Origin of the sequence: Amycolatopsis sp. WQ 127309, assembly GCF_023023025.1 — a bacterium.
Classification (GTDB): domain Bacteria; phylum Actinomycetota; class Actinomycetes; order Mycobacteriales; family Pseudonocardiaceae; genus Amycolatopsis.
On sequence record NZ_CP095481.1, the window covers coordinates 8,245,780 to 8,260,264 of the forward strand.

Genomic DNA, 14,485 nt, shown 5'->3' on the forward strand with positions numbered 1-14,485 from the left:
ATGACCGCCCCCGAACAAGCCGCGGCGCTCGTCGACCCCGACGAGCGCCGCGGCGGGACCGGCACCACCCGGTTCGTCCTCAAGAAGGCCGGCGAAGCGCTCGTCAGCATCCTGCTGGTGATCGTGCTGTTCTTCTTCCTGTTCCGGATGCTGCCCGGCGACCCGGTCGCCACGATGATCCGCGACCGGCCGACCGACCCGAAGCAGATCGCGGAGATCCGGGAGCGCCTCGGCGTCGACCGGCCCGTGTTCCAGCAGTTCGGCGACTACCTGTGGAAGCTGCTGCACGGCGACTTCGGCACGTCCTACCTGGAGCAGCGCCCGGTCGCCGACATGATCGGCGAACGCCTCTGGCCGACGATCCTGCTGGTCGGCAGCGCGACCGTGCTCGCCATCGCGCTCGGGCTGTGGCTGGGGACGCGCGCGGCCTGGCGGCGCGACAGCGTGTTCGACCGCACCCAGACCGGCATCGCGCTCACGCTGTGGTCGGTCCCGCAGTTCTGGCTCGGCCTGATCCTGCTGGTCGCGACCAACGGCCTGTTCCCCAGCCGCGGCATGCACTCCCCGGACGCGGCACCGGACGTCTTCTCCCAGACCCTCGACGTCCTGCACCACCTGGTGCTGCCCTGCGTGACGCTGCTGGCGGTGTTCTACGCCCAGTACATGCTGATCATGCGCTCGTCGCTGCTGGGGGAGATGAACGCCGACTACCTGACCACGGCCCGCGCGAAGGGGCTGAAGGACGACCTCGTCCGCCGCCGCCACGCCGTCCCGAACGCGCTGCTGCCCACCACGACGCTGGTGTTCATGCAGTTCGGCGCGGTCGTCGCCGGCGCCGTCTCGGTCGAGGCGGTGTTCAGCTGGCCGGGCCTCGGGCAGCTGACCTACCAGGCCCTGCACGGCCCGGACCTGCCGGTGCTGCAAGGGGTCTTCGTCGTCCTCGCCGGCGCCGTCGTGCTGATGAACCTGCTCGCGGAGCTGCTCTACCGCGTGCTCGACCCGAGGGTGCGCACCTCATGACCACCGAGTCCGTCGAGTCCATCGAATCGCCGCGGGCGATCGCCTGGCGGCGGCGTCGCCAGTCCGCGGCGCGCACCTGGACCGAGTTCGCCGCCCAGAAGGGCGCGCTCACCGGGCTGATCCTGCTCGCCCTCACCGTCGTGATGGCGCTGCTGCTGCCGGTGATCAGCGACGAGGGCGGCCTCGACGTCACCAAGGCCAACGGCGGTGCGCTGCGCCCGCCGAGTGGCGCGTACTGGCTCGGCACCGACATCGACGGCCGGTCCGTGCTGCTCATGACGCTCTGGGGCGCCCGGATCTCGCTGCTCGTCGGGTTCTCCGCGACCGTGCTGTCCGTGCTGATCGGCACGCTCATCGGCATCACCGCCGCCCACTTCGGCGGCTGGGTCTCGACGATCCTGCTGCGGTTCACCGACTTCTTCCTGGTCCTGCCGTCGCTGGTGCTGGCCATCGCGCTCTCGGCCGTGCTGCCCCAAGGCGTCACCACGGTCATCGTCGCGATCGGCCTGACCTCCTGGCCCGGCACCGCGCGGCTGGTCCGCGCCCAGACGCTGACCATCGAGAGCCGGCCCTACATCGAACGCGCCCGGGCACTGGGCGGGGGCCACCTGCACGTCGTCGGCAAGCACGTCCTGCCCGGCGTCGCGCCGCTCGTGCTGGCCAACACCACCCTGGTCGTCGGCAACGCCGTCATCGCCGACGCCACCCTGGCCTTCCTCGGCGTCGGCGACCCGAACGCCGTCTCCTGGGGCGCGATGCTGGAGACCGCCCTCAACAACGGCGCCGTCACCCGCGGCGCCTGGTGGAACCTGCTCCCGCCGGGCATCGCCATCGTGCTCGTCGTGCTCTGCTTCACCCTGGTCGGCCGGGGACTGGAGACCGTGCTCAACCCGAGGTTGAAGAAGTGACCCCGCTGCTGCAGCTCAAGGACCTCACCGTCACCTACGAGACGGCCGGCGGCGACATCCCCGCCGTGCGCGGGGTCGACCTCACCCTCGACCCCGGCGGCACGCTCGGCGTGGCGGGGGAGTCCGGCTCCGGCAAGTCCACGGTCGCGATGAGCGTCCTGCGCCTGCTGCCACGCACCGCGAAGATCAGCGGCGAGATCCTCCTCGACGGCGAAGACGTCACCGCCATGAAGTGGGGCCGGCTGCGCGCGGTCCGCTGGGCCGAGGCGTCCGTGGTCTTCCAGGGCGCCATGCACGCGCTCAACCCCGTCCGCAAGATCGGCGAGCAGATCGCCGAGCCGCTGCGGCTGCACCCAACCGACGGCAGGATGCTGTCCGACGCCGAGATCGACGCCCGCGTCGCCGACCTGCTCACCCAAGTCGACCTGCCCCCGGGCCGCGCCGGCGCCTACCCGCACGAGCTCTCCGGCGGGCAGAAGCAGCGCGTCATGATCGCGATGGCCCTGGCCTGCTCGCCCCGGCTGATCATCGCCGACGAGCCCACCACCGCGCTCGACGTCATCGTCCAGGCCCAGGTCCTCGCCCTGCTCTCGCGGCTGGTCGCCGAACAGGACATCGGGCTGATCATGATCAGCCACGACCTGTCCGTGCTCGCCGCCACCTGCGAGCGCATCGCGGTGATGTACGACGGCGAGATCGTCGAAGAACGCCCCGGCGCCGAGCTGATGGCCGACCCGCGGCACCCGCACAGCCAGGCCCTGGCCGCGGCGTTCCCGACCGTCGGCGACCCGGTGTCCCGGTTCGCCCCGGCCACCAGCACGCCGCTGCCGCCGGAACCGGCGTCCCGCGGCGCCGACACCGAGCCGCTGCTGGCCGCGGAGAACCTGCGGGTGTCCTTCCGCGACCGCACCGGCAAGCGGATCGACGCGGTCGCCGGCGTCGACCTCACGGTGTCGCGCGACGAGATCGTCGCACTGGTCGGGCAGTCCGGCTCCGGCAAGACGACACTCGCCCGCACCCTGCTCGGCCTGCAGAAACCCGACTCCGGCGTGGTCCGCTACGCCGGCAAACCGGTGCCGGCCGGCGGGGCCGGGCTCAAGGCCTACCGCCGTCAGGTCCAGCTCGTGCTGCAGGACCCGACCAGTGCGCTCAACCCGGCCCACACCGTCTACGAGGCCGTCGCCGAAGGCCCCCGCATCCACGGCCTGCGCGACGAGCGCGCGGTCGTCCACCGGGCCCTGGAGGCCGCCGAACTGCGGCCCGCGGAGCGCTACGCCGACCGGCTCCCGCACGAGCTCTCCGGCGGCCAGCGCCAGCGCGTCGTGATCGCCGGGGCCCTGGCGCTGGAACCATCGGTCATCGTGGCCGACGAGCCGGTCGCGTCACTGGACGCGTCCGTCCGCGGCGAGATCCTCGGGCTGCTGCTGCGGCTGCGGCGCGAACTCGGCCTGGCCGGCCTGGTGATCACCCACGACCTCGGGCTGGCCTGGAACATCGCCGACCGCGTCGCCGTGATGTACCGCGGCGAGCTCGTCGAAACCGGGACCGTCGAACAGGTCCTGCTCGACCCGCACCACGAGTACACGAAATCCCTGCTGGCCGCCCTGCCCGGCGGCACCGCCCAGCGCCGGACCGCGCAGGCCTGAAACCGCGGTGCCGGGCTCGTCCCACCGAAACCCGGCACTGCGGAAAGGTCACCTCGGCCAGGTGTGTAACCTCCGAACGGAAATGGCGACCACCACCGACCCCGCGCAGACGTCCTCGACCGGACTGGCCGAGCGGCTCCTCGTGCCCTCGCGATTCCCGTACCGCACGATCGCGATGGGCACCGTCGGCAGCACGCTGCTCATGCTCGCCGCCTTCGGCGCCGGCGGCATCCTCATCAAGGACCCCGTGCTCGGCCACGGCCCGCTCTCGTGGATCCGCTACGGCCACGGGCGCATGCTCGCCAACGCCGTCCTCTACACCGGCTTCGGCCTCGTGGTGTGGGCGTGGGTCCGGCTCGGCCGCTACGTCCTGCAGGGCCGCGTCGGCAGCCGCCCGATCCTGGTCGCCGCCGGCTGCTGGATGGCGCCGCTGCTCATCTCGCCGCCGCTGTTCACCCGCGACGTCTTCTCCTACCTCGGCCAGGGCGCCCAGCTGCTCTACGGCCTCGACCCGTACGCCAACGGGCCCGCCGAGCTCGACGTGCTGCCGAACGTGGTGCAGAACGTCCACCCGCTCTGGCAGACCACCCCGGCGCCGTACGGGCCGCTGTTCCTGCTGATCTCCAAGGGCGTCGTCGCCGTCTCCGGCGACAACATGATCCTCGGCGTCATCCTCATGCGCCTGGTCCTGCTGGTCGGCCTGGCCGGCACGCTGTGGGCACTGCCGCGGCTGGTCAAGCACCTCGGCGGCAAGCTCCCGGTCGCGCTGTGGCTCGCGGTGGCCAGCCCGATGATGGTCATCCACCTCTTCGGTGGCCCGCACAACGACCTGATGATGCTCGCGTTCCTCACCATCGGCGTCCTCGCCGCCCTGGAACGCAAGCACGTCCTCGCGGTCGTCCTGGTCACGATCGGCATGCTGATCAAGCCGACGGCGGCGATCGCGCTGCCGTTCATCGTCTGGATGTGGGCCAACCACATGGCGGGCGAGTCGAAGGTCCGCAACTTCCTGCGCGCCGGCGCCGCCTCGGTCGGGCTGTTCCTGCCGGTGTTCGTCGCCGGCACGTGGATCTCGCTGGGGTCGCTCAACCTCGGCTGGTGGTCCGGCCTCAAGGCCCCGCAGCTCATCGCGAACTGGCTCAACATCCCCACCGGCATCGGCGAGGTCTTCTACAACCTCGTGCACCTGGTGGTGGACGTCCAGGTCTCGCCGTTCGTCACGGTCGCCCGTGCGGCGGGCATGCTCCTGCTGGTCGCCTTCGGAGTGCGCCAGTGGTGGCTGGCCCGCGGCGGCGGCCACGAGGCCGTCTACCGCGCCGGCATCTCGCTGCTGGCGGTGGCGATCCTCATGCCGCCGACCCTGCCGTGGTACCTGACCTGGGGTTTCGTGCTGCTGTCGGCGTTCAAGTGGCAACCCCGCCACCTCGCGGTCGTGGTCGCGGTCGTGGTGTTCGTGACGCTGGTCTACTACCCGACGGGCGAGCAGGCGCTGTACGACTGGTGGTTCATCGCCCTGGTCGTCGTGGCGAGCCTCTACTCGGCGGCGTCCCTGCTGCGCCCGGACCCGCTCGGGCTCATCGACGCCTGGCGCCGCCCGGAGAAGTTCATCCGCGACTAGGGCTCGCGGAAGTAGACCATCAGCGGCAACGCGACACAATCCAGGCTCTCGTACAACGCCCGCGCCGGCGCGTGGAACGGGTCCCCGCCGGTCCAGATCTCGACGACCTTCGGGCCCAGCTGCCGCAACCCGGCGAAAGCATGCTCGCACAGCCGGGTGGAAGCTTGGCCGGATCGACGCGCCACGCGACGAAGCCGCCGTGCTGGTGAGCGAAGATCACCTCGCCGACCAGCGCAGCCAACCAGCCCCGGGCGCCCGAACCGACCGAATACTGTCGCCCTGAAGGTCTGCCGCGGCTTGTCGTAAGTGTTCAGGCGGGTTCTAACCCTCTAAACACTCACGACCCGGCCCAGCTGCGCCAGGTGTGGACCAGGGTCGAGACCACCGCGTGCTCCGGCGGACGCTCCGCGTACTGCTCGTACTTCGCCACCAGCCACGACACCGGCTCGGCGCGGTCCGCGTCGGAGAGGACCCTCGCGACGCCGTCCGCGCGGGTCCACCACAGGCGTGACCAGTCCTCGTCGTAGCCGTCGGTCAGGAAGCTCACCGCCGGGTTCTCCGCGATGTTCGCCAACCGGCGCAGAGCCAACGACGACTTCGGCTTGTGGTCCACCGCGAACACGATCCGGTCGCCGTGCACCGCGAACGTCACCGGGACCAGGTGCGGGACACCGGCCGCCGACGCCGTCGCCAGCCGGGCCACTCGGGCGGCGGCGAACCGGGCGCGGGCTTCCTCGGGAGGCAGCCTCATGTCAGCGCCGGGGCGTCGAACGTCAGCGTCCCCAGGTCCGCGTCCAAGGTCACCGGCACACCCAGCGGCAACGTCGGCGACGACGCCACGTGCCCGAACCCGAACTCGCCCACCATCGGCACCCCCAGCGGCCCCAGCCGCTCCAGCAACAGCGCCTCGACGTCCGCCGGGGACCCGCACGCCGCCCACGAGCCCAGCACGATCCCGCGGACCCCGGCGAACCAGCCGCTGCGCAGCAGCTGCGTCAGCATCCGGTCCAGCCGGTAGACGCTCTCGGTGACGTCCTCCAGCAGCACGACCGCGTCCCGCGCCGACCCGTGCTCCGGCGTTCCGATGCCGCCCGCCAGCAACGACAGGTTCCCGCCCACGAGCGTCCCCGACGCGCGGCCCGGCACCAGGGTCGACGCCGCGGCGCCCCGCACGACGAGATTGCGCTCCGGCTCGAACAACGCGCGCCGCAGGTGCTCCACCGCGACGTCGTCGAACAGCACGCTCGCCGGCATCGGGGAGAACAAACTGGACAGTCCCAAGTGGACGTCCACCGCCCGGTGCAACGCCGTGACGTCACTCGACCCGGCCAGCACCTTCGGCCCCGCCGCACGCAACGCCGCCCAATCGACCAGGTCCAGCATCCGCTGCACGCCGTAACCACCGCGCGCGGCCAGGACGCACCGCACCCCCGGGTCGCACCACGCCTCGGTGAACTCCGCCGCCCGCGCGGCGTCCGAGCCGGACAGGTACGGCGGTGACCCCGCCGAAGCGCGCACGCACGGCCCGATCCGCAGCTCGACACCCCAGCCGCGCAGCACCGGCAGCGCCTTCTCCAGCAGGTCCGCCGGCACCGGGCCGGCCGGCGCCACCAGGGCGAGCGTGTCGCCCGCCCGCAACCGCGGCGGCCTCACCGCGACAGCTCCAGCCGCGGCACACCCGGCGCCTCGAACCCGAACACCTGGCCGTAGAAGGACAATTCGGCCTCCAGCGCCGCGACGATCGTCTCCGCGCGGCGGAACCCGTGCTGCTCACCGGGGAACCGCTGGTAGGCGTACGGGATCCCGCGCCCGGCCAGCCCGGCGACGAACCGGTCCGCCTGCTCCGGCGGGCAGATCCGGTCCTCCAGACCCTGCTGGAACAGCACCGGCCCGGCCAGCGCCCCGGCGTTCGCCAGCGGCGACCGGTCGACGTAGCGCTGCCGGTGCGCGGGCAGCGAACCGACCAGACCCTCCAGGTACCGCGACTCGAAGTCGTGCGTCTCGCCGCCGTCGCCGGTCCACCCGGCGAGGTCCACGATCGGGTACATCACCGTGCCCGCGCGGTAGGTCTTCGTCGTGGTCAGCGACGCCGCCGCGGTGAACCCGCCGGCGCTGCCGCCCCGGACCGCCAGCCGCTCGCCGTCGGCCAGCCCGGCCGCCACCAGCGCCTCGGCCACCGCGACGCAGTCGGCGACGTCGACGACCCCCCACTGCTCACGCAGCCGCTCCCGGTAGGCGCGGCCGAACCCGGTCGAGCCGCCGTAGTTCACGGCCGCGACAGCGAACCCGCGGCTGGTGAAGTACGCGATCTCCAGGTCCAGCACCGGCAGGTGCTGGCCGGTCGGCCCGCCGTGGACGTGCACCAGCAGCGGCGGCACCGCGCCCTCGGGCGCGATGAACTCCGGGTTGGACGGCGGGTAGAGCACCACCGGCACGGTCTCACCGCCGGTCGTCGTGAACACCCGCTCGTCCGGCACCGGCACGTGGGCCACGGCCAGCTCCGGCTGCTCGGTCAGGTCGGTGAGCAGGTCCGCGTCGATCGCGTAGTGCACGACGCCGGCCTCGCGGATCGGCCCGGCCGCGACCCCGGCGACGCCGCCGTCGTAGGCGGCGAGCCCGGTGCTCGACCACGCCGTCAGCTGGTGCGCCACGGTCGTCACCGAGCCGGCCGCCTCGTCCAGCACGGCCAGCCGGCTCGACGCCAGCACCGCGTGCCGGCCGCCGCCCAGCGGCGCGAACCACCGCGCGCCCGGCTTCCAGAGCGGCCCGCCCAGCTCCTGCTCGACCGGCGCGAGGTTGGTCAGCGTCCCGTCGAGGCCGACGCGGTGCAGGTTCCACCAGCCGTCCGGGTCCAGCAGCGCCAGCAGCGTGTCCGCCGACTCCCACTCGACCTGGCAGACGGACACGTCCGCGCCGCCCGCGACCACCCGGTGCGGCCCGAACGTCCCGTCCTCGGCCACGGGTGCGACGCACAGCTCGGTGCCGTCCCACGGCATCGCCGGGTGGTCCCAGCCGAACCACGCCGCGTGCCGCCCGTCCGGGGACAGCTTCGCCGCGGTCAGGAAGTGGTGGCTCGCGCCCAGCACCCGCTCGGCGCCGTCGGCCACCGCGATCGCGACCAGTTCGCGTTCGATGTCGGCCGGGCGCTCGCCGACACTGCGCTCGCGCACCGCCCAGACCTCACCGGGCCGGCCCGGTCCGAGGTCGCCGTAGCGGACGGCCTGGGGCACCGCGGGCTCCGGAGTGAGCGCCACCACACCCCCGGGCCGCTGGGCGTACACCCGCTGGTCGGCCCAGTGCGTGAACACCACCACACCGCCGACGGCCACCCACGGCCTCCCGCCGTACTCGTGCAGCCGGTTGCGGACGTTCCACGGCGCCGGGAGCACGTCCTCGGTCCCGCCGCCCGGCACCGCGCGCACGAGGGCCACGCGACCCTGCTCACCAGGCCTTGCTTCGGCCCACCACACTTCTTCGCCGACGACGTCGAGCCACTGCGGGCCGCCGCCGGCGGCGGCCACCTCGGCGGCGGTGATGGGCGAGGACCACGTTCCGTACGGGGAGATCGGAGACACCCCCAGAGGCTAGCGGCCCGGGAACGAGGGGCGGCGGATGCCGATCATGCGCCGGTGGCCTAGGGTCGTTGGTGCTATGTCTCGCGTAATCCACGTCTTCCGCCAGCCGGATCGCTTCGTCGCCGGCACCGTCGGCGAGCCCGGCGACCGCACCTTCTACCTCCAAGCCTCGGAGGAAGTGCGGACGATCAGCGTCTCCATCGAAAAACAGCAGGTCGTCGTCCTCGCGGAACGCCTCGGCTCGCTGCTCGAGGAGGTGGCGAGCCGCTTCGGTGCCGATGTGCCCGAAGACGCGCCCGACGACCTCGTCGACCTCGAGCCGCTCACGGTGCCGGTCGAGGAGGAGTTCCGCGTCGGCACCATGGGCCTCGGCTGGGACGCCGACTCCAGCGCCGTCGTCATCGAGCTGCTCGCCATCACCGAGGGCGAGGTCGACGAAACGGTCGTGCTGGACGACACCGAAGAGGGCCCGGACGCCGTCCGCGTCTTCCTCACCCCGGCCGCCGCGCGGGCCTTCGCCGAGCGCGCCGACCGCGTCGTCAACGCCGGCCGCAAGCCGTGCCCGCTGTGCGCCGAGCCGCTCGACCCGGCCGGGCACATCTGCCCCCGGCAGAACGGCTACCGGCGCGACACCGACGCGGGCGAAGACTGACCATGGCCGACACGCCGGTGGCACAGCCGGACCCGGCCGACCCGGCGTCGCGTGAGCTCGTCACGCACGGCCGCATCGACGTCGAGGGCCGGCTCGTCGACGCCTCCAACGTCACCCTGTTCTGCGCCATCGAGCTCGACGGCGTCACCGGCACCGTCGTGTACAAGCCGGTGTCGGGGGAGAAGCCGCTGTGGGACTTCCCCGACGGCACGCTCGCCGGCCGCGAGGTCGCCACCGCGATCATCGCCGAGGCCAGCGGCATCGGCGGGATCCCGCCGACCGTGCTGCGCGACGGCCCGTTCGGCCCCGGCATGGTCCAGCTGTGGATCGAGACGACCGAGGACGACCTGGTCGAGGTCCGCGCCCCCGAGGAGCTGCCCGACGGCTGGCGGGTCGTGCTGCACGCCCACGACCGGTTCGGCGAGCCCGCGGTGCTGGCCCACGCCGACCACCCCGGCCTGCGCGACCTCGCCGTGCTCGACATCGTCGTCAACAACACCGACCGCAAGGGCGGGCACCTGCTGCCCGGCGTCGACGGCCGCGTCTACGGCGTCGACCACGGCATCTGCCTGCACACCGACCCCAAGCTGCGGACCGTGCTGTGGGGCTGGATCGGCGAGCCGGTGCCGCCGGACACCGTCGAGAAGCTGCGGAAGCTGCGCTCGGAGATCGACGGGAAGCTCGGCGAACAGCTGGCCGAGCACATCACCAGGTTCGAGATCCGGGCCCTGGCCGAGCGCACCGACCTGCTGCTCGCGGAAGGCATCTTCCCCGAGCCCGGCGACGACTGGCGCGCGGTTCCCTGGCCCCTGTTCTGATGACGGCGGTCCTCGACGACGCCGCGCGCGCCCGGCTCGTGACCCGCTTCGGCGCGGACGTGGCCGACCCGTGGTGCGACGCCCTCCCGGACCTCGTCGACCGGCTTGCCGCCCGCTGGGGCCTGGAGGTGCGCGAGGCCCGGCCCGGCAACACCGGCCGCACGCTGCTGTGCACCGACCCTGATGGTGACCTGCAGGTCCTGAAACTGACGCCGGACTCCGAGATCGCCCGGCTCGAGGCCGCGGGGCTGCGCGCGTGGACCGGCTGCCGCCGGGCCGTGCAGCTCCTCGACACCGACCTCGACGCCGGCGCGATCCTGCTCGAAGGCCTGGTCCCCGGCACCGAGCTGCGCGGCCGAGACGTCCCGTGGGCCGAGATCGGCGACCTGCTCACCCAGCTGCACAGCGTCGCACCCCCGGCCGACCTCCCGTCGCTCACCGACCGGGTGACGTTCATGTACGACATCACCGACCGCACCGTCCCCGGGTCCGCGGCCGAGCCCCACCTGACCCGCGAGCTGCTGGCCAGGGCCCGGAACCGAGCGCTTGCCCTGGCCGCCACCGGCGGCCCGGTCGCGGTCGTGCACGGCGACCTGCACCCCGGCAACGTCCTCGACGCCGGCCCGGACCGCGGCGTGGTCGCCATCGACCCGCGCCCCAGCGTCGGGGACCCGGCCATGGACGCCGTCGACTGGGCCTTCCTGCCGATGGCGGCGGGCGGCACGATCGACGACGGCATCACCCTGCTCGCGCCGCACGTGCCGCACCTCGACGCCGAGCGCGTCCACGCCTGGTGCGTCGCGCTGGCTCCGCTGCTCGCGCACGGCCCGCTGCGCCGCGGTGAGCACACGCCGTTCACCGACGCCCTGCTGCAGATGGCGCGCTGACCGGCGTGGCGTCACCCACCGGGGTCGCTCCGGCCACTACCTTCGCTGGTCGTGCGCTCCCACTCCTATGACGACGTGCTCGCCGGCCGGCGCCGCAAGAAGGTGCCGGAAGTCCCCGCCGAGCCCGGCCTGGTCGTCGAAGACCCGGCCAGCGGGTTCTGCGGTGCCGTGATCAAGATCGAGTACGGCAACGTCGTGCTCGAAGACGGCAAGGGCCGCCACCGCGTGTTCCCGCTCGAACCCGCCGGGTTCCTGCTGGAGGGCAAGCCGGTGACGCTCGTGCCGGTCAAGACGGTGCAGGCGCCGGTCAAGCAGGTGTCGGCGTCCGGCTCGGTCAAGGTCCAGGGCCTGCAGGCGCGCGTCGCCCGCGACTCGCGCATCTGGGTCGAGGGCAAGCACGACGCCGAGCTGGTCGAACGCGTCTGGGGCCACGACCTGCGCGTCGAAGGCGTCGTCGTGGAACCGCTCGACGGCGTCGACGTGCTCTCCGACCGCATCGCCGAGTTCGGCACCGGTCCCGGCCGGCGCCTCGGCGTGCTGGTCGACCACCTCGTGCCCGGCAGCAAGGAGTCCCGGCTCGTCGCGGGCGTCCGTGACGCGAACGTGCTGGTCACCGGCCATCCCTACATCGACGTCTGGGAGGCCGTGCGGCCCGGGGCGGTCGGGATCAGGGCGTGGCCGAAGATCCCGCGCGGCACCGAGTGGAAGCAGGGGATCTGCGACGCGCTCGGCTGGGGGCAACCTTTCGAAGGCTGGCAACGTGTCCTGAGCGGGGTGAGCAGTTTCCGCGACCTCGAGACCCCGCTCATCGGGGCGGTGGAGCGGCTCATCGACTTCGTCACGGAGCCGACGGAAGAGAGCTGAATGTCCGATTTGTCCAAGGTCACGCGTGGGTCACTTCCCGTCACTCCGCCGGTGCGAACCGGCACGATCTGAGAGCATGAAGCCATGGCATGGGCAGTGGTCTGGTTGATCGTCGGCATCGCCCTGATGATCGCGGAAGTCCTCTCCGGCGACTTCGTGCTGATCATGCTCGGCGTCGCCGCGTTGTTCGGTGCGGGCTCCGACGTGCTCACCGGGAACCTGCTGATCGACGCCGTCGTGTTCGCCGTGACCTCGGTCGGGATGCTCGTGCTGGTCCGGCCCGCGCTGAAACGCCGGTTCTTCGCCGGCACCGGTCACCGCACCGGCATCGACGCGCTCATCGGTGCCCGCGCCGTCGTGGTGTCCACAGTGGATTTCGAAGCGGGGCAGGTGAAGCTCGCCGGGGACGTCTGGTCCGCGCGCAGCATTTCCGAACAGCACGAGCCGATCGCTCCCGGGACCGCGGTCACCGTGGTCGAGATCGCCGGGGCCACCGCCGTCGTGTCGGCCGAGCTGTGAGCCTCGGCCTGGTGCGCGTGCCCGAAGGCCGGGCCGCGGTGATCGAGCGCGGCGGGCGGTTCCGCACCGTGCTCGGCCCCGGCCGGCACTTCGTGACCCCGTTCGCCGACAGCGTCCGGGCCCGCGTCGACCTCGGCGACCAGATCCTGTCGTGCCCGCCGCGGGCCGTCGAAGCGGGTGACGGGCACGAGGTCCTCGTCGGGTTCGAGGTCACTTTCGCCGTCACGGACCCGCGGCTGGCCACCTACGAAATCGGCAACCCGGCCATCGCGATCGAACAGCTGACCTTGACCGCGCTGCGGCGGGAGACCGGGCTGACGACCGCCGAGCGTGCCGTCGCCGCACCGGAGGACCTGCACCGTACAGTGTGGACGGTCCTGCACGACACCACGGGACGCTGGGGGATCACCACCAAGGGGCTCGAGCTCACGGTGAATCCGCCCGCGGCGCCCGGAACACCGTCAACCGCGCAAGAATGGTACTAGGTAAGGAGAAGGTCTCTTGGGGACAGCAGCGCTCATAGCCGTCATCGCGGTGGTCCTGTTCGTGATCATCGTGGTGGCCAAGGCGATCATGGTCGTGCCGCAGGCGCAGTCGGCCGTGATCGAGCGGCTGGGCCGGTTCCGGACAGTGGCGTCACCGGGCCTCACCTTCCTGGTTCCGTTCCTGGACAAGGTACGGGCCCGGATCGACCTGCGCGAGCAGGTCGTCTCGTTCCCGCCGCAGCCCGTCATCACCGAGGACAACCTGACGGTGTCGATCGACACCGTCGTGTACTTCCAGGTCACCGACTCGCGTGCCGCGGTCTACGAGATCTCGAACTACATCGTCGGTGTCGAGCAGCTCACCACCACCACGCTCCGCAACGTGGTCGGTGGCATGAGCCTCGAGCAGACCCTGACCTCGCGCGACTCGATCAACACCCAGCTGCGCGGCGTGCTCGACGAGGCGACCGGCCGCTGGGGCATCCGCGTCGGCCGCGTCGAGCTCAAGGCGATCGACCCGCCGCCCTCCATCCAGGACTCGATGGAGAAGCAGATGCGCGCCGACCGTGAGAAGCGCGCCATGATCCTCACCGCGGAAGGTCAGCGGGAGTCCGCGATCAAGACCGCGGAAGGCCAGAAGCAGAGCCAGATCCTCTCGGCCGAAGGTGCCCGCCAGGCCACCATCCTCGCCGCCGAGGCCGAGCGGCAGTCGCGCATCCTGCGGGCGCAGGGTGAACGCGCCGCGCGCTACCTGCAGGCGCAGGGCCAGGCGAAGGCGATCGAGAAGGTGTTCGCCGCGATCAAGGCCGGCCGCCCGACGCCGGAGGTGCTGGCCTACCAGTACCTGCAGACGCTCCCGCAGATGGCGCAGGGCGACGCGAACAAGGTCTGGATGATCCCGAGCGACTACGGCAAGGCCCTCGAAGGCTTCGCCCGCGCGCTCGGCGCTCCGGGCGACGACGGCGTCTTCCGCTACGAGCCGGCGAAGGACGACGACGTCCCGGCCAAGCCCGAGCTCGAGGACGAAGAGGTCGCCGACTGGTTCGAGACGAAGAGCGACCCGAAGGTCGCCGAGGCCGTCGCGGCCGCGGAAGCCGTGGCGCGCCAGGAGGTCCCGGCGCTCGGGGTGCCGAGCAGCGCACCGCCCGCGCGGCCGCAGATCCCGCGTCCGCAGCAGCAGCAGGCTCCCGCGCCGGAGCCCGAGGCGGAAGAGGACCGCGGCACCGAGGTCACCCCCGCGCCCGCACCGCCGAAGCAGGCATCGACGCCGCCCGCCGGCCTGCCCCAGCCGCAGTCGCCCCTGCAGTCCCAGCAGCACTCCGGTCCGCCGCAGGGCGGGGCCTACCAGGGCCCGCCGCCGCAGACCCCGCCGCCGGGGCAGTTCGGTGGCCAGCAGCAGAACCCGGGCAGCGGGCCGTTCCCGCAGCAGCCCCCGTTCGGTGGCCCGCGCCGCTGACGTCTGGTCCGTGAAGGCCTCCTTACCGGCTCTTATG

Annotated in this window: 15 protein-coding genes; 11 read left to right on the top strand and 4 right to left on the bottom strand. The window is 72.4% G+C overall.

The window, feature by feature from the left end; genetic code table 11:
* The 4 genes from MUY22_RS36550 to mptB all read left to right on the top strand — a co-directional run bounded on the left by MUY22_RS36550 (position 1) and on the right by mptB (position 5,192).
* Positions 1–1,020 (top strand): ABC transporter permease, encoded by a 1,020-nt coding sequence (locus MUY22_RS36550; protein WP_247051737.1) that lies wholly within the window; start codon positions 1–3, stop codon positions 1,018–1,020.
* The gene (locus MUY22_RS36555) at positions 1,017–1,928 is read left to right on the top strand and encodes an ABC transporter permease (RefSeq protein ID WP_247051738.1); all 912 of its coding nucleotides are present in this window, start codon (positions 1,017–1,019) and stop codon (positions 1,926–1,928) included. The genes MUY22_RS36550 and MUY22_RS36555 overlap by 4 nt, the downstream gene beginning before the upstream one ends.
* A complete protein-coding gene (locus MUY22_RS36560; protein ID WP_247051739.1) occupies positions 1,925–3,574 on the top strand; it encodes an ABC transporter ATP-binding protein in 1,650 nt (549 codons plus the stop codon). Before MUY22_RS36555 ends, MUY22_RS36560 begins: the two co-directional genes overlap by 4 nt.
* An 82-nt stretch (positions 3,575–3,656) precedes the next feature.
* Positions 3,657–5,192, top strand: coding sequence for a polyprenol phosphomannose-dependent alpha 1,6 mannosyltransferase MptB (gene mptB / locus MUY22_RS36565; RefSeq protein WP_247051740.1), 1,536 nt, complete (start codon positions 3,657–3,659; stop codon positions 5,190–5,192).
* On the opposite strand, the gene MUY22_RS36570 is transcribed toward mptB, so the two are convergent.
* The 4 genes from MUY22_RS36570 to MUY22_RS36585 form a co-directional block, all read right to left on the bottom strand.
* Positions 5,189–5,377, bottom strand: coding sequence for a hypothetical protein (locus MUY22_RS36570; protein WP_247051741.1), 189 nt, complete (start codon positions 5,375–5,377; stop codon positions 5,189–5,191). The two genes, mptB and MUY22_RS36570, sit on opposite strands and share 4 nt — an antisense overlap.
* Before the next feature lie 152 nt (positions 5,378–5,529).
* Positions 5,530–5,943 carry a TIGR03668 family PPOX class F420-dependent oxidoreductase gene (locus MUY22_RS36575; protein ID WP_247051742.1) on the bottom strand — a complete coding sequence of 138 codons (414 nt, stop codon included), beginning with the start codon at positions 5,941–5,943 and terminating at the stop codon, positions 5,530–5,532.
* Positions 5,940–6,845 (bottom strand): LD-carboxypeptidase, encoded by a 906-nt coding sequence (locus MUY22_RS36580; protein WP_247051743.1) that lies wholly within the window; start codon positions 6,843–6,845, stop codon positions 5,940–5,942. Before MUY22_RS36580 ends, MUY22_RS36575 begins: the two co-directional genes overlap by 4 nt.
* Positions 6,842–8,767 (bottom strand): prolyl oligopeptidase family serine peptidase, encoded by a 1,926-nt coding sequence (locus MUY22_RS36585; protein ID WP_247051744.1) that lies wholly within the window; start codon positions 8,765–8,767, stop codon positions 6,842–6,844. Before MUY22_RS36585 ends, MUY22_RS36580 begins: the two co-directional genes overlap by 4 nt.
* Positions 8,768–8,843: 76 nt before the next feature.
* Here MUY22_RS36585 and MUY22_RS36590 point away from each other — a divergent pair, with 76 nt between their 5' ends.
* The 7 genes from MUY22_RS36590 to MUY22_RS36620 all read left to right on the top strand — a co-directional run bounded on the left by MUY22_RS36590 (position 8,844) and on the right by MUY22_RS36620 (position 14,448).
* Positions 8,844–9,419 (top strand): DUF3090 domain-containing protein, encoded by a 576-nt coding sequence (locus MUY22_RS36590; RefSeq protein WP_247051745.1) that lies wholly within the window; start codon positions 8,844–8,846, stop codon positions 9,417–9,419.
* A 2-nt stretch (positions 9,420–9,421) separates the two neighbouring features.
* Positions 9,422–10,237, top strand: coding sequence for an SCO1664 family protein (locus MUY22_RS36595; RefSeq protein WP_247051746.1), 816 nt, complete (start codon positions 9,422–9,424; stop codon positions 10,235–10,237).
* Positions 10,237–11,124 carry an aminoglycoside phosphotransferase family protein gene (locus tag MUY22_RS36600; protein WP_247051747.1) on the top strand — a complete coding sequence of 296 codons (888 nt, stop codon included), beginning with the start codon at positions 10,237–10,239 and terminating at the stop codon, positions 11,122–11,124. The genes MUY22_RS36595 and MUY22_RS36600 overlap by 1 nt, the downstream gene beginning before the upstream one ends.
* 51 nt (positions 11,125–11,175) lie before the next feature.
* The gene (locus tag MUY22_RS36605) at positions 11,176–11,988 is read left to right on the top strand and encodes a DUF3097 domain-containing protein (RefSeq protein WP_247051748.1); all 813 of its coding nucleotides are present in this window, start codon (positions 11,176–11,178) and stop codon (positions 11,986–11,988) included.
* A gap of 84 nt (positions 11,989–12,072) precedes the next feature.
* The gene (locus MUY22_RS36610) at positions 12,073–12,507 is read left to right on the top strand and encodes an NfeD family protein (protein WP_247051749.1); all 435 of its coding nucleotides are present in this window, start codon (positions 12,073–12,075) and stop codon (positions 12,505–12,507) included.
* Positions 12,508–12,518: 11 nt separating this feature from the next.
* The gene (locus MUY22_RS36615) at positions 12,519–12,992 is read left to right on the top strand and encodes an SPFH domain-containing protein (protein ID WP_247051750.1); all 474 of its coding nucleotides are present in this window, start codon (positions 12,519–12,521) and stop codon (positions 12,990–12,992) included.
* 88 nt (positions 12,993–13,080) lie between these two features.
* Positions 13,081–14,448, top strand: a complete 1,368-nt coding sequence (locus MUY22_RS36620) for an SPFH domain-containing protein (protein ID WP_247064290.1) — start codon at positions 13,081–13,083, stop codon at positions 14,446–14,448.
* Positions 14,449–14,485 lie beyond the last annotated feature (37 nt).